25 protein-coding genes are annotated in these 22,873 nt (G+C 70.0%); 11 read left to right on the forward strand and 14 right to left on the reverse strand.

What is annotated here, in order from left to right; all coding sequences use genetic code 11:
- Positions 1-12 precede the first annotated feature (12 nt).
- Complete coding sequence (locus NBT67_RS15940; protein ID WP_251342746.1) at positions 13-2,271, forward strand: NADP-dependent malic enzyme; 2,259 nt, start codon at positions 13-15, stop codon at positions 2,269-2,271.
- Between the two features lie 10 nt (positions 2,272-2,281).
- On the opposite strand, the gene NBT67_RS15945 is transcribed toward NBT67_RS15940, so the two are convergent.
- The gene (locus NBT67_RS15945; RefSeq protein WP_251342747.1) at positions 2,282-2,929 is read right to left on the reverse strand and encodes a ribonuclease H family protein; all 648 of its coding nucleotides are present in this window, start codon (positions 2,927-2,929) and stop codon (positions 2,282-2,284) included.
- An 84-nt stretch (positions 2,930-3,013) separates the two neighbouring features.
- On the opposite strand from NBT67_RS15945, the gene NBT67_RS15950 reads away from it, so the two are divergent.
- On the forward strand, positions 3,014-3,517 hold the full coding sequence (locus NBT67_RS15950) for a CBS domain-containing protein (protein ID WP_251342748.1): 504 nt from the start codon (positions 3,014-3,016) through the stop codon (positions 3,515-3,517).
- A 25-nt stretch (positions 3,518-3,542) separates the two neighbouring features.
- On the forward strand, positions 3,543-4,481 hold the full coding sequence (locus NBT67_RS15955) for a DMT family transporter (protein WP_251342749.1): 939 nt from the start codon (positions 3,543-3,545) through the stop codon (positions 4,479-4,481).
- On the opposite strand, the gene cmk is transcribed toward NBT67_RS15955, so the two are convergent.
- Positions 4,478-5,167, reverse strand: a complete 690-nt coding sequence (gene cmk / locus NBT67_RS15960) for a (d)CMP kinase (protein ID WP_251342750.1) — start codon at positions 5,165-5,167, stop codon at positions 4,478-4,480. The two genes, NBT67_RS15955 and cmk, sit on opposite strands and share 4 nt — an antisense overlap.
- Before the next feature lie 266 nt (positions 5,168-5,433).
- On the opposite strand from cmk, the gene NBT67_RS15965 reads away from it, so the two are divergent.
- Positions 5,434-5,694: a DUF8028 family protein gene (locus NBT67_RS15965; RefSeq protein WP_251342751.1), complete on the forward strand. Its 261-nt coding sequence runs from the start codon at positions 5,434-5,436 to the stop codon at positions 5,692-5,694.
- 69 nt (positions 5,695-5,763) lie between these two features.
- Positions 5,764-5,949 (forward strand): DUF8178 family membrane protein, encoded by a 186-nt coding sequence (locus NBT67_RS15970; protein WP_251342752.1) that lies wholly within the window; start codon positions 5,764-5,766, stop codon positions 5,947-5,949.
- Positions 5,950-6,114: 165 nt separating this feature from the next.
- On the opposite strand, the gene NBT67_RS15975 is transcribed toward NBT67_RS15970, so the two are convergent.
- Positions 6,115-6,735 carry a metal-dependent hydrolase gene (locus NBT67_RS15975; RefSeq protein WP_251342753.1) on the reverse strand — a complete coding sequence of 207 codons (621 nt, stop codon included), beginning with the start codon at positions 6,733-6,735 and terminating at the stop codon, positions 6,115-6,117.
- Between the two features lie 16 nt (positions 6,736-6,751).
- Positions 6,752-7,543: a 2-keto-4-pentenoate hydratase gene (locus NBT67_RS15980; protein WP_251342754.1), complete on the reverse strand. Its 792-nt coding sequence runs from the start codon at positions 7,541-7,543 to the stop codon at positions 6,752-6,754.
- Between the two features lie 128 nt (positions 7,544-7,671).
- Between NBT67_RS15980 and NBT67_RS15985 the strand changes: the two genes are divergently transcribed.
- The gene (locus NBT67_RS15985; RefSeq protein WP_251342755.1) at positions 7,672-8,379 is read left to right on the forward strand and encodes a helix-turn-helix domain-containing protein; all 708 of its coding nucleotides are present in this window, start codon (positions 7,672-7,674) and stop codon (positions 8,377-8,379) included.
- Here NBT67_RS15985 and hmgB read toward each other — a convergent pair.
- The 7 genes from hmgB to NBT67_RS16020 all read right to left on the reverse strand — a co-directional run bounded on the left by hmgB (position 8,376) and on the right by NBT67_RS16020 (position 15,007).
- Positions 8,376-9,713: a hydroxymethylglutaryl-CoA synthase gene (hmgB, locus tag NBT67_RS15990; RefSeq protein WP_251342756.1), complete on the reverse strand. Its 1,338-nt coding sequence runs from the start codon at positions 9,711-9,713 to the stop codon at positions 8,376-8,378. The two genes, NBT67_RS15985 and hmgB, sit on opposite strands and share 4 nt — an antisense overlap.
- 276 nt (positions 9,714-9,989) lie before the next feature.
- Complete coding sequence (locus NBT67_RS15995; protein WP_251342757.1) at positions 9,990-10,250, reverse strand: hypothetical protein; 261 nt, start codon at positions 10,248-10,250, stop codon at positions 9,990-9,992.
- Between the two features lie 43 nt (positions 10,251-10,293).
- Positions 10,294-11,103: a type IV pilin domain-containing protein gene (locus NBT67_RS16000; protein WP_251342758.1), complete on the reverse strand. Its 810-nt coding sequence runs from the start codon at positions 11,101-11,103 to the stop codon at positions 10,294-10,296.
- Positions 11,104-11,191: 88 nt separating this feature from the next.
- Positions 11,192-12,913, reverse strand: a complete 1,722-nt coding sequence (locus NBT67_RS16005) for an Ig-like domain-containing protein (protein WP_251342759.1) — start codon at positions 12,911-12,913, stop codon at positions 11,192-11,194.
- 45 nt (positions 12,914-12,958) lie between these two features.
- Positions 12,959-13,543, reverse strand: coding sequence for a DUF2150 family protein (locus NBT67_RS16010; RefSeq protein ID WP_251342760.1), 585 nt, complete (start codon positions 13,541-13,543; stop codon positions 12,959-12,961).
- A 104-nt stretch (positions 13,544-13,647) separates the two neighbouring features.
- Positions 13,648-14,502: a TatD family hydrolase gene (locus tag NBT67_RS16015; protein WP_251342761.1), complete on the reverse strand. Its 855-nt coding sequence runs from the start codon at positions 14,500-14,502 to the stop codon at positions 13,648-13,650.
- A 49-nt stretch (positions 14,503-14,551) separates the two neighbouring features.
- A complete protein-coding gene (locus NBT67_RS16020) occupies positions 14,552-15,007 on the reverse strand; it encodes an NYN domain-containing protein (protein ID WP_251342762.1) in 456 nt (151 codons plus the stop codon).
- Between the two features lie 83 nt (positions 15,008-15,090).
- Here NBT67_RS16020 and NBT67_RS16025 point away from each other — a divergent pair, with 83 nt between their 5' ends.
- Positions 15,091-15,447: a DUF5658 family protein gene (locus tag NBT67_RS16025; RefSeq protein ID WP_251342763.1), complete on the forward strand. Its 357-nt coding sequence runs from the start codon at positions 15,091-15,093 to the stop codon at positions 15,445-15,447.
- A gap of 87 nt (positions 15,448-15,534) precedes the next feature.
- Here the strand turns inward: NBT67_RS16025 and NBT67_RS16030 are convergent, their stop codons facing one another.
- Genes NBT67_RS16030 through NBT67_RS16040 form a run of 3 tightly spaced genes read right to left on the reverse strand, consistent with a single transcriptional unit; the run spans position 15,535 to position 18,197 of the window.
- Entirely contained in the window at positions 15,535-16,329 is a 795-nt protein-coding gene (locus NBT67_RS16030) for a VOC family protein (protein ID WP_256474664.1), read from the reverse strand.
- Positions 16,330-16,371: 42 nt separating this feature from the next.
- A complete protein-coding gene (locus NBT67_RS16035; RefSeq protein ID WP_251342764.1) occupies positions 16,372-17,028 on the reverse strand; it encodes a nucleotidyltransferase family protein in 657 nt (218 codons plus the stop codon).
- Positions 16,995-18,197: a molybdopterin molybdotransferase MoeA gene (locus NBT67_RS16040; protein ID WP_251342765.1), complete on the reverse strand. Its 1,203-nt coding sequence runs from the start codon at positions 18,195-18,197 to the stop codon at positions 16,995-16,997. The genes NBT67_RS16035 and NBT67_RS16040 overlap by 34 nt, the downstream gene beginning before the upstream one ends.
- A 250-nt stretch (positions 18,198-18,447) precedes the next feature.
- Between NBT67_RS16040 and NBT67_RS16045 the strand changes: the two genes are divergently transcribed.
- Genes NBT67_RS16045 through NBT67_RS16060 form a run of 4 tightly spaced genes read left to right on the forward strand, consistent with a single transcriptional unit; the run spans position 18,448 to position 22,851 of the window.
- On the forward strand, positions 18,448-19,047 hold the full coding sequence (locus NBT67_RS16045; RefSeq protein WP_251342766.1) for an SRPBCC family protein: 600 nt from the start codon (positions 18,448-18,450) through the stop codon (positions 19,045-19,047).
- 2 nt (positions 19,048-19,049) lie between these two features.
- Positions 19,050-19,553, forward strand: a complete 504-nt coding sequence (locus tag NBT67_RS16050; RefSeq protein ID WP_251342767.1) for a (2Fe-2S)-binding protein — start codon at positions 19,050-19,052, stop codon at positions 19,551-19,553.
- 2 nt (positions 19,554-19,555) lie between these two features.
- The gene (locus NBT67_RS16055; protein WP_251342768.1) at positions 19,556-21,967 is read left to right on the forward strand and encodes a xanthine dehydrogenase family protein molybdopterin-binding subunit; all 2,412 of its coding nucleotides are present in this window, start codon (positions 19,556-19,558) and stop codon (positions 21,965-21,967) included.
- Entirely contained in the window at positions 21,967-22,851 is an 885-nt protein-coding gene (locus NBT67_RS16060) for an FAD binding domain-containing protein (protein WP_251342769.1), read from the forward strand. The genes NBT67_RS16055 and NBT67_RS16060 overlap by 1 nt, the downstream gene beginning before the upstream one ends.
- Positions 22,852-22,873: the final 22 nt, after the last annotated feature.

Consider the following 22,873-nt stretch of genomic DNA (forward strand, 5'->3'; position numbering starts at 1 on the left):
GTGGTCGCGGTTATGGGACTCGACGACGACGCCAGGGAGTATCACCGACAGGATCCTCCCGGGAAGATCGAGATTTCGACGACGAAGCCGACGAACACGCAGCGGGATCTGAGTCTCGCCTACTCGCCGGGCGTGGCGGCACCGTGTTCGGACATCCACGAGGACCCCGATCTGGCCTACGAGTACACCTCGAAGGGGAACCTCGTGGGCGTCATCTCCAACGGGTCGGCCGTCCTCGGCCTCGGGAACATCGGCGCGCAGGCCTCCAAGCCCGTCATGGAGGGGAAGGGCGTCCTCTTCAAGCGCTTCGCCGACATCGACGTCTTCGACATCGAACTCGACTTCGACGACCCGGAGGACATCATCGAGTCGACGCGGGCGATGGAGCCGACGTTCGGCGGCATCAATCTGGAGGACATCAAGGCCCCCGACTGCTTCGAAATCGAGGAGCGTCTCCGCGAAGAGATGTCCATCCCGGTCTTCCACGACGACCAGCACGGCACCGCCATCATCACCGGCGCCGGCCTGCTCAACGCCGCGGACATCGTCGACAAGGAACTCGCCGATCTCTCCGTGACCATCTCGGGAGCGGGCGCGAGCGCCATCGCCACCGCGGCCTTTTACGTCTCGCTGGGCGTCCCCCGCGAGAACGTCACGATGTGTGACTCCTCGGGGATCATCACGACCGACCGCGCCGAGCGCGGCGACGTCAACGAGTACAAGGCCCGCTTCGCCAGCGACCGCCCCGCGGGCGACCTGGCCGACGCCATGGTCGACGCCGACGTCTTCGTCGGTCTCTCGGTCGGCGGCATCGTCAGCGAGGAGATGGTGCAGTCGATGGCCGACAACCCCATCATCTTCGCGATGGCCAACCCGGAGCCCGAGATCGACTACTACGACGCCAAAGAGGCCCGCGACGACACCGTCATCGTCGGCACCGGGCGCTCCGACTTCCCGAACCAGGTCAACAACGTCCTCGGGTTCCCCTTCCTCTTCCGGGGCGCCCTCGACGTGCGCGCGACCGAGATCAACGAGGAGATGAAGATCGCCGCGGCCCGCGCGCTGGCGGACCTCGCCCGCAAGGACGTCCCCGACTCGGTGGTCAAGGCCTACGGCGACCAGCCGCTCCAGTTCGGCCCCGAGTACATCCTGCCCAAGCCCGTCGACCCGCGCGTGATGTTCGAGGTGGCCCCCGCGGTGGCACAGGCCGCCATCGAGAGCGACGCGGCCCGGAAGTCGGTCGACCTCAGCACCTACCGCGAGGAACTCGAAGCCCGCCTGGGCAAGTCACGCGAGATGATGCGGGTCGTCCTCAACAAGGCCAAGACCGACCCCAAGCGGGTCGTCCTCGCCGAGGGGACCGACGAGAAGATGATCCGCGCCGCCTACCAGATCACCGAGCAGGGGATCGCCCACCCGATCCTGCTGGGCGACCGGGAGGAGATCTGGACGGCGATGGACGACCTCGGTCTCGACTTCGACCCCGAAATCGTCGACCCCGCGGCCGACGAGCTCGACGCCTACGCCGAGCGCCTGTACGAACTCCGCAAGCGCAAGGGGATCACCCGACGCGAGGCGAACGAACTCGTCCGCGACGGCAACTACCTCGGCAGCGTGATGGTGGAGATGGGTGACGCTGACGCGATGCTGACCGGGCTGATGCATCACTACCCCTCGGCGCTGCGCCCGCCCCTGCAGATCATCGGGACGGCCGAGGACACCGACTACGCCGCCGGCGTCTACATGCTCACCTTCAAGAACCGGGTGATCTTCGTCGCCGACGCCACGGTGAACCAGGATCCCGGTGCCGCCGAACTCGCCGAAATCGGCCGCCACACGGGCGACCTGGCCCGACGGTTCAACGTCGACCCGCGCGCGGCCATGCTCTCGTACTCCAACTTCGGGAGCGTCGACAACCCGGGGACTCGAAAGCCACGGCGGGCCGCCGAGATGCTCCGGAACGACCCCGACGTCGACTTCCCGGTCGACGGGGAGATGCAGGCCGACACCGCCGTCGTCGAGGACATCCTCGACGGCACCTACGACTTCGCGGACCTGGAGGATCCGGCGAACGTGCTGATCTTCCCCAACCTCGAGGCGGGCAACATCGGCTACAAACTCCTGCAACGGCTCGGCGGCGCCGACGCCATCGGACCGATGCTCGTGGGGATGGACAAGCCGGTCCACGTCCTCCAGCGCGGCGACGAGGTGAAGGACATCGTCAACCTCGCGGGCGTGGCCGTCGTCGACGCACAGGAGCGCGACGAGTAGGGACTTCCCCTCAGTCGCCCGCGCGCCGTTCGGCCCGCGACGGCGGCGGAATCTCCGCGCCGGCGTCCGCGTGGCCGTCGTCGGCCGCCCGCCCGCCGGCGTCCGGAATCACGCACCGCTCCTTGCGACGGTTGACGTGAGCGTACTGGTCCGGCGCGTTGGCGAGGGGGTGGGCGGGGTTGACCCGACTGTCGATGCGGGCCGCCCGGAGTTCGTCGAAGTCGGCGATGCGGGCACGGATGCCCCGCCAGTGGTACTCGCTGTGGGTCGGCACGTCGACCGGGTGGGCCGGCTTCCAGTCGGGGTCGTCGGCCGCGAGGGTGGCGTGGTTGACGTTCGCCGCCAGGTCGTCGTGGTCGACGAGGACGCCGACCCGCGACCCCGAGGGCGCCCGCGCAGCGAGGACGTCGAGGCCCAGGTGGAGCGCCCGATATTCGGCGACGTTGTTGTCGGGCGGCGTATCCGAAAGCGAGAGCCGGGCCACCCGCTGCCCGTCGCGTGTCTCGATGACTGCCCCGAGCCCCCCGCCGTCGGCTCTGTAGGAGCCGTCGGTGGCGACGTAGAAGTGTCGGTGGTGTGTGCGCGGCGGATGCGCGATGTGGGGCGTGGGCGAGTCGTCGAACAGATCCCGGAGCGTCGAACGGCCGTGAACGGCCATACGCTCCGTTCGCGGTGCGGTAACTTAAACGTACGGCGCGAGCGACCCGCAAACCCTACCTGCGCGTCGGCCGTCACCCCGGGTGTGACCCTGACTGCCCGCGACCTGATGGAGACGGACGTGGAGACGGTCGCCCCCGAGGACGAGGTGAGCGAGGTGCTCGGCCGCCTCGCGCGAGCGGAGTTCAACGGCTTCCCGGTTGTCGACGCCGGCCGCGTCGTCGGCATCGTCACCCAGCACGACCTCGTCCACCTGTTCCAGACCGAGGACCGGGTGCTGTGGCTCCCGATCGGGCTCCCGCCCTTCACCGAGACGCTCACCTACGCCGTCGACGTGTCGTGGGACGACCTCGACCTCGGCATCGACCTCGCGAAACACGCCGGGCGACCGATCAGCGAGGTGATGACGGCGGACGTGGTGACGGTGGCGCCCGACACCGACCTCGATACGATCCTCGACCTGCTGGCCGACGACGAACGGGACATCAACCGCCTGCCGGTGGTCGACGACGACCGCCTCGTCGGCATCGTCGCCCGGCAGGACGTGCTGCGGGCGATCCGCGACGAGCGGGCGGAATCGAAACGTTGAGTGGAGTGTCGGGCCGATATCGTCCGTGGCCCGATACCGGAACCTCGCGCTCTTTCTCGCCCTCGCGGCCATCTGGGGCTCCTCGTTCGTGGCGATCAAGGCCGGCCTCGACTACTTCCCGCCCGTCCTCTTCGCGGCGATCCGATACGACGTCGCGGGCGTCCTCATGCTCGGCTACGCCGCCTGGGTCGTCGACGACCCCGTCCCCCGCGGGCGTGGCGAGTGGGCGCTCGTCGCCGTCGGGTCGACGCTCCTGATCGCGGGCTATCACGTCCTGCTCTTCCTCGGCGAGTCCGACCCCGCGGTGACCAGCGCGGCCGCCGCGGTCATCGTCAGCCTCAGCCCCGTCCTGACGACCGGGTTCGCCCGCGCCCTCCTCCCCGCGGAGCGACTGACCGCCGTCGGCGTCGTCGGACTGCTGTGCGGGCTCCTCGGCGTCGCCGTCCTCGCCCGGCCCGAACCCGGCGCGTTGCTGACTGGTGCGGTCGTCGCGAAACTGCTCGTGTTCGGCGCCGCGACGGCGTTCGCCCTCGGCTCGGTGCTCACCCGACGGATCGACGCCGAGTTGCCGATCGAGACCATGGAGGCGTGGTCGATGCTCGGCGGCGCCGCGCTGATGCACGCCATCGCCGCCGCGCTCGGGGAGTCCGTCGCCGACGTGACCCTCTCGACGACGGGCGTCCTGGCGCTCGCGTACCTCTCGCTGGCCGCGAGCGCGCTCGGCTTTCTCATCTTCTTCGACCTGCTGGACCGACTGGGCGCCGTCGAGATCAACCTCGTCTCCTACGTCGCGCCGATTTTCGCGGCGCTCACGGGCTGGCTCCTCCTCGACGAACGGCTCTCCGCGGCGACGGCCGTCGGGTTCGCGCTGATCTTCCTCGGCTTCCTGCTCGTCAAGCGCCGGGCCATCCGCGCGGAACTCCCGCGGCTCCGCACCCCGGGTCGACGGCGTGACGGCGACTAGAGTTCCACGTCGCGGGTGGTGAAGGCGCCCTCGTCCGTCTCGGCGTCGTACCCCTCGACGGCCGAGAGCACGATGTCGAGGACGGTGTCGGCGTCCCACCGCGCCGTGTTCAGACAGAGGTCGTAGAAGGACTGGTCCTCCACGTCGATGCCGTAGTAGCTCCGGTAGCGGCCGGCCTCGCTCACCTCGCGGACGCGCAACAGCGGACCGATGGCCTCCTCGTCGTCGAGTTCCTGGAGGCGGACGTCCTCGGAGGTGCGCTCGTCGGGCCGCTCGATCTCGTAGCTCACCTCGTAGTCGCTGAGACGCTCGATGCGGACCTCCTCGGGCGCGTCGAGCCAGATCCGCAGGTCGGCGCGGTTGCCAGCCAGCCACCCCGCGAGCCGCGATTCGAGGATGAACGCCTTGTTCGCCGCCCCCCACTGCTCGGCGATCCGGCGCAGCCGCTGATCGAGCGCCCGGTCGATCTCGTCGTCCTCCTCCGCCTTGGCGATGAGTTGCTGGAGCGACAGCCCCCGTTCCTCCGCGAGGTCACGGAAGATGTCGCCGCCGATGACGTACCCGCAGTCGAGGGCCTCCGCGAGCCCCTCGGTGAGCGTCGTCGCACCACACCCCGGAGGACCGGAGACGGTGATGAACAGGTTGCTGTCGAGTTGCCGTTCTGTGGTGGCGCTCGAGTTCGACATGAACGTTCGTCCGCATCTACGCGTCACCGTCGTTAAGAGAACACCGGTTCCGGGACGTCACTCGCGTCAGGTGTCGCTCCATTTGAATTCTTCTTTTGGAGGATGAATAAAAGAGTCGAGGCGCTTCGTAAAACGTTAGGAGCGATCATCGGCCGTCGTGAATCGTGTGCCGGCGGTCGCACGGTCGATGAAAACCCCCGAAACGACGGCAACGCTCTGCGGGGTATATGGTATCCGGGCTTCATGGAGTGAACGAGGTGTCCCCGATGTCGAACTCGTCCCCCACCGCGCCCATCGACCGACTGCCCCGTTTGCAGGAACTCGCCGAGGCCTGGCCCCTGCGCCGGAGCCTCGAAGTCCTCACCGCCCCCCTCCGATTCGTCGCCTTCTGGGCGGCCGTGGCCCTCCCCTTCCTCTATCTCCCCCTGCTGGTCGGCGGCCTCGAAGGCCAGCAGGCGACGGTCTTCGCCGGACTGTTGCTGGCGAACGTCGCGGCCCTCGTCCTCGGTCACGAACACGGTCGCTGATCGTCGCGGCGCCCTCCGACGCGACGGAAAGCGAAATCAATTATGTGACTGGGGACAGAGGGACGTCGTATGTTCGGCCTCTCGCAGCGAGGAGTGATCGGAATCGTCCTGATGATCGCGGGTACGGCGGCCTTCTTCCCGACCATCTTCCCGCGGACGACGATGCGTATCGACCTGCTGGCCGTCGCCGCGGCGGCGCTGCTGACCGTCGGCACCTACCTCATCGGTACCGACGTCGACGGCCGCCCCGCCTGAGAGACCGCGCCGCTTCGCGGTGCTCCCCACCCGTTCGGAGCACTCGCGGCGCCCTGAGCGGGTCCCTCCCGTCCGCCAGAGGTCGACGCTCGACCCCGCCGATTCGCGGGGTCGATCAGCCGGCTGGCTGTTCGCTGCGCCGCCCCGCCGCATCCGTGAGCCGATCTACCGTCCTTCCTCCCAGAACCGCGCACCGAGCGTGAAGACCCCGAGGACGACGACGAGCAACTGGAACCCCGAGCGGACGACCGGGAAGACCCGTTCGACGTTCTCGGGTTCCGGTCCGGGCGAGGGGTCGACGCCCGTCCAGTAGTGCGTGTTCTCCGTCGTCCGCTCGGGATCGGCCGACAGGTCGACGAACGTCTGGACCACTCCGCGCTGGTTCGACAGGAGGAGTTCGCCGTCGACGGTCAGGAACCGGTCGTACAGCGGGTAGAAGGCGTTGACGCCGTTGGTCATCAGATCGGGGAGGATCCCGCCGACCAGCAGCGCCGCGAGGGCGACCCACGCCACCCGGACGCCCCGGCCTCCCCAGCGATCCCGGAGTCGCGACGCGTCGCGCATCCGGGTGTCGTAGGCGAGAGCCACCCCCGCGACGGCGGGCAGGACGAGCGTGTGCAACAGCGCGCGGTGGGCGCCCTGCACGTAGAGGCCGGCGAACGTGTCCAGATCCGGAATGGCCGTGACGGCCAGGACGACGGCGACGGCTCGCCGGTCGAACTCGTCGCCCAGCAGTGCGGCGGCGACGAGGCCGCCGACGGCGAGGTGGACGACCGTCGAGGGCATGGGTAGGCCTTGGCCGTCACGGGCTTGAATCCCTCGCCCCGCGCGAGACGGTCACGCTCCCGAGCGACGCGAACCGAACCTCGACGGTGTCGCCGGGGTCGAGGGCGACCAGCGGCGTGAGCGACCCCGTCGAGATCAGGTCGCCGGCCGCCAGTCGCTCGCCCGCCTCGGCGAGTCGCTCGGCCAGCCACGCCACCACCCGCGCGGGCCCCCCGAGGACGTCCGCGCCGACGCCCGTCGCCACCCGCTCGCCGTTCCGGCGGACCGCGACGCCCTCGAGCGCGAGGTCGAGCGCCGACGGGTCGGCCACCCGGTCGCCGTGGATCACCCGCGCCGCGAGGGCGTTGTCGGCGACGGCGCTCCCGGCGTCCATCTCCCAGTCCCGGATCCGCGAGTCGACCACCTCGATCACGGGCACGACCGCGTCCGCCGCCGCGAGGACGTCGACGGGCGTCGCCGGTGGATCGAGCGGGTCGCCGAGGCGGACCGCCAGTTCCGCCTCCACCTTCGGCTCGATCAGGTCGTCGGTCAGGCGGCCCTCCGACCGGACGGTGTCGGCGAGGACGCGCCCGTAGGCCGGCTCCTCGACGCCGAGTTCCTCCCTGATCGCCGCCGACGTGAACCCCACCTTGTAGCCGACGGGCGGCCCCTCGGCGTCCGCCCGGCGGTCGATCACCGCCCGCTGCACCGCGTAGCCGTCGGCGACCGACAGAGCCGGGAGGGGATCGACGCTCTCGCCCGTCCGGTAGGCCTCGGTCAGTCGGTCGGCGAGTCGGGCGACGGTCTCCGCGTCGATGGTCCGTGGCATCGCCCCTCCCTGCGGGCCGGACGGGCAAAGATCCGTGGGGTCGGCGGCCGTCCGCCCTTTCGGTAACCTTTTGCGCTCACCGCCCGGAATCGGGGTATGGACTGGCTCCTCGGAGGGTTGGGTGACCGATGAGCGACGACCCCCGTGACGACCTCGCCAGACGGATCGCCGGCGAGATCACGCTCAGTTCCAACCCCGGCGCCACGCTCCGGAAGTGGCGCACGGACTTCGACGTCTCACAGACGGAACTCGCGGACCGACTGGACGTCTCGTCGTCCGTCATCTCGGACTACGAGAGCGGCCGGCGGGAGAGCCCCGGCATCGGCGTGGTCAGTCGCATCGTCCGGGCGCTGCTCGACATCGACGAGTCCCGCGGCGGCGGCCGCATCCGCCAGTACGCACGCGTCATCTCGGCGGGCTTCGAGAGCGACATCGTCCACGACCTGCGTGAGTATCCCACCTCGATCCCCCTCGAGACCTTCTACGAGGCGATGGAGGCGACGGAGGTGATCGCCGGCGATCAGGACCACGTCAGCGGCCACACGGTCATCAACAGCATCGAGGCGATCACGCGCCTCCCCAGCGAGGAGTTCTACCGCCTCTACGGGCAGAGCACGAACCGCGCGCTCGTCTTCACCGACGTGACCCGTGGGGAGTCGCCGCTGGTGGCGCTCCGGGTCGTGAACCCGACGCCCAACGCCGTCGTCCTCCACGGCCTCGATCCGGACGACCTCTGGGAACACGCGACCGAACTCGCGAAAATCGACGGGTTCGCCCTCGCCGTCTCGAACTGCGACCTCGATTCGGCGCTCGCGAAGATCCGCGACCTGCCCTAGTCGACGTACTCGTACTTCCGCTCGTTCATCCGACCCCAGCCGGTGAAGACGAACTCGCCGCTCGGGACGGTGAACTCCTCTAGCTCCCGATCCTTCTCGTGGTTGTGGGCGTCGTGGACGCGGCCGTACTCCTCGAAGCTGAGGTCGTAGCGCCGGGAGAGCTGTTCGTCGATGTCGAACGCCTCGACCTCCTCGCGCCAGCCGTCGGCCACCGTCTCGGAGTGGATTTCGGCCTGCGCGCCGGAGCCGTAGGAGCCGACGAGGAGTTTCTCGCCCGAGAGCGCCCGCCCCGTCTCCGCGGCGGTCTTGAGCGCGCTCGCGCGGGCGACGTGGACCGACCCGGTGTACCAGTTGCCGACCCGTCGGGAGAGCGTCAGCGTCGGGTCGATGGCCCGCGCGTACCAGTCGTTGTACGTGTCCGTCTCCTTCAGCGCGTCCATGTACTCCCGGATGGCGTCCTCGTAGGCGTCCCAGTCCTCGAAGTCCGCCCGACGGGGCTGGCGGCCGATCCGGTCGGCGAGTTCGTCCTCGACACCCGTATCGCGGGTCATGTGCCGGAAGCCGAGCAGCGCGGCCTTGCGCACCATCCCCGGGAACGGCGTGTGGAACGGGAAGTAGGCGTAGTCGTCGGGGTGGGTGCGGCCGGCGACCGACTCGAAGTCCGTCAGCGCCTCGCGCATCCGCGCGAGGTAGACCTGCACCGAGCGCTTGCCGTCGACGCTCGGGAACTGCTGGTTGGGCTTCAGGAAGTCCGTCTCGTCGGCGCTGCCGTACCCCTGCTCGGTCGAGAGTTCGACCACGCTGGGATCCTCGTCGACGAGCATCGCGACGGCGCCCGCGCCCTGCGTCGCCTCACCGGGGTCGCCCCGGGCGTACAGCGCGGTGTCGGTGGCGATCACCAGCGCCGCCCGGCCGCGGTTGCGACCCGCCTTGATCCAGTTGTACGCGTCGTCGATGCTCTGGGTGCCGGCCACGCAGGCGAACTTCCGCTCGCCCTTGTTGGCGTGGTGGAAGTCGCCCCCGTAGACGTCCTCCAGACAGCCCGCGATGTACGTCGAGACGGGCTTGGAGTTGTCGAACGCGCTCTCGGTCGCCACGTCGATCCGGCCGATGTCGTCCGGGGAGAGCCCCTTCCGGTCCATCAGGCGCTTGGCCGCGTTCGCACCCATCGTCACGATGTCCTCGTAGGTGTCGGGGAACGACGAGGCCTCCAGCCCCAGTCCCTTCGTGTACTTCTCCGGGTTCTCGTCTTTGGCCGGGGCGAACGTCTCGGCCAGGTCGAGCTCGAGCTTGCCCGTCCAGATCTCGATTGCGTCGATGCCGACGGCTGTCATACCCTCGGGTTTCGAGGGCCGCTATATGGGTTTGTCGATGCTAGCTACGTCGAACGTCGAAGAAGGGTTCGGCAGGGGCGAGGCCGAACGACCGAATGGAGTGAGGCCTCGAAGCGGAACGGCGAGGAACGAGCCGTGGAGCGTGCGGAGAGTGGGGGCAGGGGCGAGGCCGAACGACCGAATGGAGTGAGGCCTCGAAGCGGAACGGCGAGCGGAGCGAGCCGTGGAGCGTGCGGAGAGTGAGAGCAGCGAGGGACCGAGACCTCGCTCCCGCTCTCAGAGCCCGCCCTGTCCCCCGCGGAACCCCACCGAGATGTCGACGTCCGACGGCAGGAGAGTGCCGGCCGCCCACTTGCGGAGGACGACCCCCGTGAGGCCGGCACCGAGCGCGAGGCCGAAGGCGACCATCGCCGCCACGACGCGGACGGCGGTCGGTCCCGAGAGCAGGAGCCAGCCGACGAGGCCGACGCCACAGAGGGCCGCGGCGCCGCTCACCGCGAGCAAAAGGGTCCCGACGAGTCGAGCGAGCGCGTCCATGGGATCCTTCCGAGTCGAGTCCGCGTGCGTCTCAGTCAGTCAGTCAGTCGTCGTCGTCGTCGTCGTCGTCATCGTCATCGTCGTCGTCATCGTCGTCGTCGTCGTCATCGTCGTCGTCGTCATCGTCGTCGTCGTCATCGTCGTCGTCGTCATCGTCGTCATCGTCGTCGTCATCGTCATCGTCGCAATCGTCGTCCTCGTCGTCCTCGTCGTCCTCGTCGTCGTCCTCGTCGTCCTCGTCGTCGTCTTCGTCGCCCTCGTCGTGGTCGTCGTCCTCGTCGTCCTCCCTATCCTTCGGGGGCTGACACCCGTCCTCGGTGCCGTCCCCGTCGTCGGTCTCGTCGCCGTTCTCCGGCGTGGACGGTCCGCCGGTTCCGGGGGCGATTTCTCCCTCGCTGTCGACCGCATCGACCTTCCCACCCATCTCGGATTCGACCGGCTCCTGTGCGGTCGGTGAGGTTTCCGTCCGGAACAGCACCGTGTTCGAGGGCCGGTGGACGAGCGTGACTGACACCAGACTGTCGGCGTCGTAGCTCCGCGAGACGGTCCAGCCCTCGCCGGGATCGAAGACGTCGTCGTCGCCCGAGAGGGTGCCGTCCTCCCAGGCGAGCGACGTCTCGCTCCCGTTCACGCGAACGAGCAGTCGGAGGTCGGCGCCCGCGACCGCGCTCCCACCTTGGTGGCTCAGCGTGATCCCGTCGGTCCGGATCTCGCCCGTGATGTCGGCCCGCGGGTCGTCCGTGGCCGGCGCGACCGTTCCCATGGCGTACGCGCCGGCGACCCCGACGGAGACGACGACGAGGCCGACGACGAGCACCGACCCGATCACTTCGGACTGGGCACGGTCGAGCATCCGTTCGTTGGAGATATACTCGCCTGGCGGTATGAGCGTACCGTCTCAGTATTACGAGTGATATCGGCGGCGCGCGTGAGCGATCCGCTTACCCCGCTCGCAGTCGCTGGTACCCGATCTCGATGAGGACGTAGTCTCCCTTCGAAGGGCTCGTCGTCTCGTACCGCACGTACAGGTCGCCGTTGTTGCTGATGTAATCCGTCGCCGCCTGATTGAGCGTGAACGAATCCTCGGCGAGTCCGGTGTTCGAACGGGTCTGGGTTTCGTCCAAACTGAACCGGTCGAGTTCCTGATTGCCTTCGTCGACGACCACGACGTCGACGCCGTCGGTGTTCCCGTTCTCGAAGAAGTACGCGATTTCGAGCGTGTAGGAGTTCGACGGCGCCACGTTTCTGGTCACCGTCCCGACATCGAACTGATGTTCCTTCCCGGGGTTACGGTATTCGGTTTCCAGCTTGGCGGTCTGACTGTCCGGTTCCTGCATGTTGGCGAAGTCGCTGAGATACCCGTACGCGTTGTTCTCCGGAGGGATCGATCCGTCACCCCCGTTCCCGTCGTTGAACGCGTCCGGATAGTACGGCGAGTCCGGCGGCGGCGTCGAGCCGCCGCCTCCGTTCCCGCTCCCCAACGACACCACCGTCACGTTGATCCGCACCGATTCGGGCTCCTCGCCGCTGAAGTCCGCCCGATCCGCGGGCGGGTCGAAGGTGAAGTTGATGCTGTCGGTTCGGGTCGCGCCGACGATGGAGTTCGGGGCGCCGTACTCGAAGATCACCTGCCCGGAGCCGTCGGAGACGCCCTCCGACGGCAGGATATCGGCGCCGGTCCCCGAGACCGCCGCGTCGACGGTCACGCCCGAGACGGGGTTGTTGTACCCGTCCCGCACTTCGAGGACGATCCGACGGGTGCCGCCGGCCGTGACGCTGTCGGCGCCGTCGACGACCGTCAGGTACTGTTCGCTCGTGTCGGACACTCCGGTCCCGACGCCGATCTTCGCCATCCGCAGGCGGTAGGTCCGGTTGGGGACGAGGTCGACGGTGAGCGTCCCGCCGGTCACCGTCACCCCGCTCGCGTTGCCGTCGATGCGCCCGCCGTTGGACTCGTACTGGTCGGCGAGGAGTCGCTCCCACTCGTCCTCGGGGAGGTCGGTGGTCACTTCGATGGCGATGTCGCTCCCGTTGACGGCGACGGTCCGGTCGCTCGCGCTGACGGGCGTCGGACTCACGCTGGTCGCCTGCGTGCCGCTCCGACTCAGGTCCCCGTCGAGCGCGACGACGTAGATCAGGTTGCCCTGGAGCAGGCGCTGGTCGGTCACCGCGCGGCTCCGACTCCCGAAGTCGTTGTACAGCACCGTGTCGTCGTAGACCGTCCGCGGCGCGGCCTGATAGAGGCTGTAGTCGGGATCGTACGTCAGGGTCCGGGTCGACCGGGAGCGCGTCGTCCCGTTCCAGTAGTCGGCGGTCTCGTCGTTGATCGCCGTGGCGTTGACGAGCCGAACCTCTCCGCCCGGTTCGGTCGCCAGCCGACCGCTCGACGGCGGCGGGTTCACCGCGACGATGCGGGTCGGATAGCGGGTGCCGAGCTGGATCGTCGTCGGACTCGTGCGCTCCGCCGACGCCGTCTGCAGGATCCCGTTTCGCAACTGCTGGAGGCTCTCCTGTACCTGCTGGCTGTGGTCGAACTCGACCTCCTCGTTCTGGTCGGGGACGACCGTGGCCTGATAGAGCGCCAGTCCGATGACGAGAAAGCCGAGCAACAGGATGGCACCGACCTGGAGGGCGGCCGCTCGCCGATCGTCCCGGAGTCGCATACCTCCGTTTGCCAACCGGCGTTCAAAAGGATGCCGGCCCGAGTATCAGTCCTCGTCCTCTTCCTCGACGACCTCGGGGTCGCTCATCGCGCTCTGGAGGCTGTCGAGTCCGTTGACCCACTCCGAGACCAGGCCGTACTCCAGGTCCTCGACGAGGGCGATGTCGAGCTCGTCGCCGTCGATGATGCGCGTCCCGGCCTGCACGAGGTAGCCGAGCGCGGCGTCCAGGTCCTCGTTGGCCTCGGCGTCGGCCGCGGCGTGGACGTACTCCTCGATGGTGCCGTCCTCGGCCGCGCCCGCGGCGATGTACTCCTCGGCGGCGTAGAAGACACAGACCAGACTGGTCTGGACGCCGTCGACCAGCATCCGCTTTTCCTCGTCCTCCAGGTCCACGTCCTCGAGGACGATGTCGCGCACGTCGGTCAGTTCGTCGACGGCCTCCTCCTCGTCGAGGCGGCCGTCCTCGTAGGCGTTGACGATCTTCGCGACGGCGATGGCGGCGTCGTCCTGCAGGTTGAGCAGGAGTCGCGCCGAGTCCTCGTTCTCCGGGTCGAGGTCCTCCTCGGCCACCCGCTCGATCCAGTTCCCCCAGCGGTCTTCGGTGTAGAACGTGTCCTCCACGTCGGTCATACCTCGACCGAACGTTCGTGGACTCAAAGACCTTTCCGATACTCCCGGCGTCGGTTCGGCGACCCGATCCGACGGATTCCCGTCGTATCCGGCGGCTCGGCGCCTCACGCGGAAAGCGTCGCCTCCGTGTCGATCCCGTAGACGCGAGCGGGGGTCTCGACGTGTGCCAGTCGGACGGCGTCGTCGTACCCCTCCTCGAGCAGGGTGCGGACCCGTCGGGGGACCGTCTTCGGTCCCATCACCGCCCCGGGCCGGTCGGGGTCGTCGACGAAGTCCGTCTCCATCAGGAAGGGCTCGCCGCGCTCGGCGGCCTCGCGGAGCCACTCCGTGCGGCACATCACGCTCGGCGTCGGCCCCGCGAGCGTCGGGCCCGCGTAGTGTTTCACGACTCGATGGGCGGGGAGCCCCCGCTCCTCGGCCCACGACGCGATCTCCGTGAGGTCCTCGCTCGCCTCGGTGTGCAGTTGCACCGCGCACTCCACGTCCGCCCCGAGGCCGAGCGCGTGGCGGAGGACGGCGTTCGAGGCGTCCCACACCTCGTCGGGCGTGTCGTAGTGGGGTCGCCCGGACTTGAGCGCGAGCGCGCGCCCGTCTCGGACGTACTCCGCGGCGACGTCGAGGCCGGCCTGCATCAGGTCGCGCGCGTCGCCCGGCGCGAACCCGCGGTCGTCGACCAGGCGGGAGATCAGGCCGGGGTGGACGCCCAGCACCGGCCACGCGCGCCCGGGAAGCAGGTCGTTCGCCTCCACGACGACGTCGAGGGTGCGCTCGAACACGTCGCGGAAGTCCTCGCCCGTCTCGGCCTCGACGCCGAGGTGCCAGGAGGGCTTGTTCACCACGAGCAGGTGGGTGCCGCCGAGGCGGCGGAAGTCGCGGACTGCCGACAGCCCCTGGCCCGCGTCGGGGTCGAGGTGGAGGTGGTCGTCGAGTACCGGCGTGTCGAGGTCCGGTTCGGTCACGGGCGACCCTGAGGGGCCGGCGCGGCAAAGGTCGCTCGGATTCGGTCGGTCACTCGCCGAGGGTGGTGCTCTCGGCGGCGGCGTTGCGCAGGGCGTCCGACCGGCCGTGTTCGCCCGGCGCGATGGCGAGCGTCCGGAGTCCGCAGGCGTTGGCCGTCTCGATTGCGGGTTTGAAGTCCGTGTCCCGGGAGGCGACGGCGACGACGTCGGCGCGCCCCTCGACGGCGAAGCGGGTCAGGTCGACGGCGAGTTTCACGTCCACGTCGCCGCTGGTGACGACCACCTCGAACCCGCGCGCCTCGGCGGCCTGAATCAGCTTCGGCGTCGCGTGTTCGTCGACGTAGAGTCGGGTCGTGGCGGGCCGTCCCGCCGCCGCCGCGGCCTCGCGCACGTCGTCCAGGTCCACGTCGAACTCGTCGCGGAGGACGTTCGGCCCGTCGACGAACAGCGCCACGCGTGGCTCGCCGTCGCCCGCGCCGTCCGAGAGCCACCCGAAGGGATCCATGGCCCTCCTACCCCGGTCGCGGGCATATACGTCCCGGTTCGGATCGCCGGTGACGTTTTGTGCCAGGGCGTTCCACCGCCGGTGTGTCCGGCCGCACCCTCCTCTCGCTCGACGGCACCCCCTACGACGACGCCGAGTTCTCGCGGCTGTGGCTCGTCGCGACGGCGACCTACGGCGTCGGCGACGTCGTGACGACGGTCGCGCTCGTCCGGTTCAGCGCGTCGGTGAGCGAGGCCAACGCCCTCCTGCGGACGGCCATCGAGGCCTTCGGTCTGTGGGGGCTGGTCGGGCTCAAACTCGCCGCCTTCTTCACCTGTCTGGCGATCAGCCTCTCCGGCGCCCGCGACGCCGACGACCTGCTCTACTACGGGCCGCCGGCGGTGCTGGCGCTCGTCGGCGCCTTCACCACCGCGTACAACGTCCGGCTGCTGGTCGGCTAGCCGTGCGGCGCGGCCGCCGATCCGGGTCGCGTTCCGGGCCGCCGGTGCCGGGTCGACCGCCCACAGTGGGGATGGGTGGTCGGGACGCTACGCCCGACGCAGCCGGATCGTGATGCCGTCGGGGTCGGTGGCCTCGACCTCGCCGGCGCGGTTCGTGGGCGCCCCGCCGACTCGCGACGCGACCGCCTCGGCGTCGTCGAGAGCGAGTTCGATCCACGCCAGTCCCCTGCCTTCCGGTGGCTTCGACCGCCCGTTCCAGACGTTACAGCCGACGTGGTGGTGGTAGTCGTCGGCGGCGAGAAAGAGCGCGCCCGGCATCGACTGCCGGACGCGCAGGCCGAGGCCGTCGGCGTAGAAGGACCGCGCGGCGTCGAGCGACGACACTTCGAGGTGGACGTGGCCGACGTCCGTCCCAGGCGGGCACCGATCCGCACCGCCGGCCGCCTCGCGCAGGGGGTCGAGCCCGAGGGGGAGCGTGTCCATCTCGACCCGGCCGTCGTCGGTGGTGGGCCACGCCGACCGCGGCCGGTCGCGGTACATCTCGATCCCGTTGTCCTCCGGGTCGCTCAGGTACAGCGCCTCGCTGACGCGGTGGTCCGAGGCGCCGTCGAGCCGCCAGTTCCGCTCGATCCGGCCGAGCGCGTCGCCGAGGGCCGCCCGCGAGGGGACCCGAAACGCCGTGTGAAAGAGGCCGGTCTCGTCAACCCCGCGGGCCGGGCGGTCGGGCGCCGCCGCGAGGACCAGGAGCGGGTCGTCGACGCCGAGCACCGCGCGGTCGCCGTCGCGGACCAGCGTCTCCAGGCCGATCACGTCCCCGTAGAACTCGACCATCCGGTCGAGATCGGTCACCCACAGTCCCACCCGTCCGATGCTTCCGGTCACGGCTCCGGCTACGCACGCGGGGACCTTCGCTCTGCCGGGCGGTCACGCCGCGTCCAGATCGGACGGCCGGTCGACGTCCCGGTGGACGCCCGGATCGCCGGTTTCGACCAGTGCGGCGTCGGGCGCCGACAGGAGGATCCCCCGCCCGCCCACGTCGCCGGCCACGCCCCGGAGGGCGTCGAACCACCGCGACCCGAAACAGACCGGATTGCCGCGGCGACCGTCGACGGCCGCCGCGAGGGGGTCGCCGGCGCCCGCGCGGAAGGCGCGAACGAGGCGCGTCACCGTCTCGGACCGCACGAACGGCATATCGCCGAGACCGACGACGGCGGCGTCCGCGTCGGGTGGCACGGCGGCGACTCCCGTTCGGACCGACGCCGCCTGCCCGTCGGCGTAGTCGGGGTTGTGGACGACGCGGACGCCGTCCGGGAGCGCGGTCCGGACCCGCCCCGCCTCGTGGCCGACGACGGCGACGATTGGATCGACCGGTGCGTCGAGGTACGTCCGGACGGCGCGGGTGACGATCGGCTCGCCGTCGACGCGTGCGAGCAGTTTGTTGGCGTCGCCGTAGCGGGAACTCGTGCCCGCCGCGAGAACGACGCCCGCGACGCTCGCCGTCCGCGTCGGGTGGAACGGGGGCGAGCGAACGGGGAGGTCGGCGTCGATCACGGCGTCTCCAGCGCCGGAAACGGCGTCCACTCGACTGCGTCGCCGGCGACGAGCGGCGCCGTCCTGAACGCGAGGCCGTCGGCACGCAGGACGCGGGGGCAGGACGCGACCCGGCCGGGGCGGTATCGGCCGTCGTACAGGTCGGCCCCCGTTCCCGGCGTCCCGACGGGTGTCGCGGTCCCGTCCGCGACGGCGACCGGAATCGCGTACTCCAGCGGGGCCTCCGGGAGGGCGAGATCGCGGTCGACGGTCGCCTCGCGCCAGGGAAGCGCCCGCGCCCCGCGGAAAAACGGCGCCAGCAGGGTGACCGCGGCGACGTAGGCCGCGACGGGCTTGCCGGGGAGCGCGAACGCGACGGCGTCGTGGCCCCCGAGGCGGATACACGCGGCCGGGCGTCCGGGACGGAGCGCGACGCCCCGCCAGACGACCGCGCCGAGGTCGGCCAGCACGCCGACGGTGTGGTCCAGTCGCCCGACGCTGGTGCCGCCCGAGGTGACGAGCACGTCGTGTGTCTCGGCCGCCGCACGCAACCGGCGACGGAGGGCCGTCGAGTCGTCGGGCGCGGTCCCCGCGAGCGTGGCGTCGTGCCCCCACCGACGGCACAGGCCGGCGATCGTGGCCGAGTCGCGGTCCGGTTGGGCGCCGGCGTCCACCTCGTCGCCGGTGGCGACGACGGCGGCGGAGAGCGGCTCCCGGACGGTGACCCGGTCCCGGCCCAGGTCGCGGAGGATCGCGGCGTCCCGCGGCGACAGAACGGTCCCGGATTCGACGAGCGTCTCACCGGCGCTGCAGTAACTCCCCCTGCGGACGACGTTGGTCCAGGCCTCGAGCGACGGTCCCCGGAGCCGCTCGCCGTCGACGCGGGCGTCCTCCCGTGGCACGACGGCGTCGGCGCCGCGCGGCAGGGGCGCGCCGGTGGCGATCCGCGTCGCCGTCCCGGCCGCGTGGTCGACGGGGTCGTCGTCCGGGGCGAGCGTGCGGTCGCGGATCGAGAGCGGGAGCGGATCGCCGGCCGCGACGGCGAAGCCGTCCATCGTCGCGTAGTCGTGCGCGGGGCGGGGGTCCGCGGCGACGACGGCCTCGACGAGTCGCAGTCCGCCGACGGCGTCGGCGGCGACCGTCGTCGTCTCGCCCGCGACTGCCTCCCCGAGCCGTGCTGCCGCCGTCGCCGCTTCGGCCGGATCACGGAGCGACGACACGGGTCCCCCGTCCGGCGTAACTACTTTCGATCAACTCGAAAAATGAATCCGATTTTTCGAAACGGAAGTAACTGGAACCGGACTCGATTTCTCGTCGGCTAGGTCTATCCACTAGCGTCGAGAAACGTAATATAGTTACGTTATTCCTCAAAAGGCTTATTAGGTTGGTGAATATGGTTACTGTCACGGTAGATTGCTGATGATGCTACAAACACTTAATATCGCGGTACCGCGTGAGGTGGGCCGATAGATGGAGTTCGACGGGACGTTCAGCCTATCGGACGTGACGACGGAGGAGGTGTGGCTCGCCCTCTCGGACCCGGTGATGGTCAGGAACGCGCTTCCGGGGTGTCAGTTCCTCGTCGAAGTCGACGACCCCGACGACGTGGACTTCGACGCGCTGTCCGAGGCGGCCGAGGACGGGGAGGACCCGCCGACGCTCCCCGAGGCGGACCCCGAGGACGTCGCCGAACGCGCCCTCGAGGAGGGCGGGCACTACGCCGCCCTCGTCCAGGTCGGCGTCGGGAGCGTGAAACCGCGGTTCGAGACGGTCGTGACCATCGACCGCAAGGAGTTCCCCGAGATGGACGCCTCCGGCTACGGGAGCGCGAGCGACTCCTCGTTCGAGATGGACTCGGGGATGACCCTCGTCGAGACGGACGACGGCGTCGACGTGGAGTGGTGGACCGAGGCCGACGTGTTCGGCCGCGTCGCCCAGATGGGCCAGCGCGTCATCAACCCGGTCGCCAACCGCGTCGTCGGCCGCTTCTTCAAACAGATCCAGAGCCAGTTGAGCGACGTCGGTGAGGAGTCCTCGGGACTCCGTGACCGCATCGAGGGACTCATCTAACCATGTCGACACGGGACATCTCGCTGACGGTCAACGGCACGGAACACGAACTGAGCGTCGAGCCGCGGACGCTGCTGATCCACGTCCTCCGGGACGAACTCGACTACACCGGCCCGAACGTCGGCTGTGAGAGCAGCATGTGCGGGGCGTGTACGGTCCACGTCGACGGCGAGGCCGTCAAGTCCTGTACCCTGCTGGCCGTACAGGCCGACGGCGCCGAGGTGACGACCGTCGAGGGCCTGGCCGAGGACGGCGACTTCCACCCGATTCAAGAGGGGTTCCAGGAGGAACACGGCCTCCAGTGTGGCTACTGCACGCCGGGCATGATGATGACCGCGACGCAGTTGCTGGAGGAGAACCCCGATCCGAGCGAGGCGGAGATCCGCGAGGCGCTGGAGGGGAACCTCTGTCGCTGCACGGGGTATCAGAACATCGTCCGCGCCGTCGAAACCGCCGCGGAGAAGATGCAGGAACGGCCGGCCGTGGCCGACGGAGGGGGTGACTGACGATGGGCGCCGAGTCCGACTCCGAGCCCCGATCCGGCGTCCAGGCCATCGACCCCGACGACGTCGACGCCGCGGACATCCTCGGGTCCGCCATCGAGCGCCGGGAGGACCCCGCGCTCCTGACCGGCGACGCCGAGTACACGGACGACATCGAGATGCGGGGGATGGTCCACATGGCCATCAAGCGGAGCCAGCACGCCCACGCCCGCATCGACGGGATCGACACGAGCGAGGCCGAGGCGATGGACGACGTCGTCGACGTCTTCACCGCCGACGACCTCGACGTGCCGGGCAACCTCCCGACGGGGTGGCTGCTCGACACGCTGGAGCAGGTCGATCATCCGATCCTGGCCGGGGAGCGGGTCCGCTACCAGGGCGACGCCCTCGCGGTCGTCGTCGCCGAGGAGCGATACGTCGCCCACGACGCCGTCGACCGGATCGACGTGGACTACGACCGCCTCGACGCGGTCACCGACCCCGCTGACGCCCTCGACGACGACGCGCCGGTCGTCCACGACGACGCCGGCGACAACACGGCCTTCGACTGGGAGATCGGCGACGCCGAGAAGACCGACGCGGCCTTCGACGACGCCGACCACGTCGTCTCCCTGGACCTGGAGAACCAGCTTCTGATCCCCAACGCGATGGAGCCGCGGGCGGCGGTGGCGGAGTACAACCCCTCGAACGAGGAACTGGCGGTTCACATGACCTCCCAGAACCCGCACCTGCATCGCCTGCTCATGTCGGGGGTCATCGACCACCCGGAGCACAAGCTTCGGGTGCGCGCGCCCGACGTGGGCGGCGGGTTCGGGAGCAAGATCCACCACTACGCCGACGAGGCGCTGGCCGCGCTGGCGGCCAAGCGGGTCGAGCGCCCCGTGAAGTGGGTGGCGACGCGCACGGAGACCTACCTCACGGACGCCCAGGGCCGCGGTCACGACACCACCGCCGAGATGGCGCTCTCCGACGCGGGCGACATCCTCGGGTTCCGCGTCGACACCGCCGCCAACCTCGGCGCCTACCTCTCGACGTTCGCGCCCGCGGTGCCGACCTACCTCTACGGCACCCTGCTGTCGGGACAGTACGACATCCCGGCGATCCACTGCTCGGTGACGGGCGCGTTCACGAACGTCCCGCCGGTCGACGCCTACCGCGGGGCCGGTCGCCCGGAGGCGTCGTTCGTCGTCGAGCGGATGGTCGACCTCGCCGCCGACGAGGTGGGGATGGACCCCGCCGAGTTCCGGCGGCACAACTTCGTCGGGGAGTTCCCCTACCAGACGGAGGTGGCCGTCGAGTACGACAGCGGCGACTACGAGAAGACGCTCGACCGCTCGCTCGACCTGCTCGACTACGACGAGTTCCGCGAGAAGCAGGCGGCCGCCCGCGAGGAGGGCCGCTACATCGGCGTCGGGTTCTCGGCGTACATCGAGGCCTGCGGCCTCGCGCCCTCGGAACTCGCCGGCCAGCTCGGCGCCCAGGCCGGCCTCTGGGAGAGCGGCCTCGTCCGCTTCCACCCCTCCGGGAAGGTGACCGCCTACTGTGGCACCTCCGGGCACGGGCAGGGTCACGACACCACGTACGCCCAGATCGTCGCCAACGAACTCGGCGTCGACTACGAGGACGTGGAGGTCGTCGAGGGCGACACCGACGAGATCCCACAGGGGATGGGCACCTACGGCAGCCGATCCGCCGCCGTCGGCGGCAGCGCGCTCGTGAAGAGTTCGCAGAAGCTCGTCGAGAAGGCGAAACGGATCGCCGCCCACCAGCTCGAAGCCGCGCCCGAGGACGTCGAGTTCGAGGACGGCGACGTCCGCGTCGCCGGCGCGCCCGACCGCTCGATGCACATCACCGAGATCGCGCAGGCGGCGTATCTCGCCCACGACATGCCGGACGACATGGAGCCCGGGCTCGAGGCGACGTCCTTCTACGACCCGGACAACTTCGTGTTCCCGTTCGGCGTCCACGCGGCGGTCGTCGAGGTCGACCCCGACACCGGCGAGATCGAGATCGACCGCTACGTCGCCGTCGACGACGTGGGCAACCAGATCAACCCCAAGATCGTCGAGGGGCAGATCCACGGCGGCGTCGCCCAGGGCATCGGCCAGGCGCTCTACGAGGGCGCGGAGTACGACGACAACGGCCAGCTCGTGACGGGGTCGATGCAGGACTACACCGTCCCGAAGGCCGAACACATCCCGGAGATGGAGACCGACTCCACCTGCACGCCGAGCCCGGTCAACCCGCTCGGCGTCAAGGGGGTCGGCGAGGCCGGCACCATCGCCGCGCCCCAGGCGGTCGTCAACGCCGTCTGTGACGCGCTGGAGCCGTTCGACGTCGACCACATCGACATGCCGCTGAAATCGGAGAAGGTGTGGCGTGCTGCGAACGCGGCGACCGACGGAGGTGAGAACTGATGTACCCCGACGAGTTCGACTACCGCAGTCCCGAGACGGTCGAGGCGGCGATCGACCTGCTCGCCGACCACCCCGAGGCCGAGATCCTGGCCGGCGGGCACAGCCTGCTGCCGACGATGAAGTCCGGGCTCGCCAGCCCGGACCTCCTCGTCGACATCGGGTCGGTCGAGGGGCTCCAGGGGATCGACGCCGACGGCGACGTCGTCTCAATCGGCGCGCTGACGACCTACGCGACGGTCGCCGACCACGACGCCGTCCGGGAGACCGTCGAAGTGCTCGCGGAGGCGGCTCACGCCGTCGGCGACGTGCAGGTCCGGAACCGCGGCACCATCGGCGGCAACCTCGCGCACGCCGACCCCGCCTCGGACCTCCCGGCGGCGGCCCTCGCGGCGGACGCGACGATGGTCGTCCAGGGTCCGGACGGGGAGCGCCGGGTCGACGCCGACGACTTCTTCTTCGGCATGTACGCCACCGACGTGGGCGAGGACGAACTCCTCACGCGCGTGGAGTTCCCCGCCCGGCCCGACGCGGCCGGCGCCTACGCGAAGAAGCCGAGTCCGTCCTCCGGGTACGCGATGGTCGGCGTCGCCGTGTCGCTGTCCGTCGACGCGGGCCTCGTCGAGGACGCGGGCGTCGCCGCCAACGGCGTGATGGACCACGGCGTCCGCCTCGACCCCGTCGAGGAGGCGCTCGTGGGGACGACTCCCGACGCCGACGTCGTCGCCGAGGCGGCCGCGAGCGCCGCGGACGACCTCGACGAGATGATGATGATGGACGACCTGCAGGCCTCCGCCGAGTTCCGCGCCCAGTTGCTGGAGTCCTACACCGAGCGTGCGATCCGGGAGGCCGGCGACGGCACCGGGGTACTCGCCGGATCGGCGTAATCCCCGCCCGCCGGTATCGCCC

Origin of the sequence: Haloplanus sp. GDY1, assembly GCF_023703775.1 — an archaeon.
Lineage (GTDB): Archaea > Halobacteriota > Halobacteria > Halobacteriales > Haloferacaceae > Haloplanus > Haloplanus halophilus.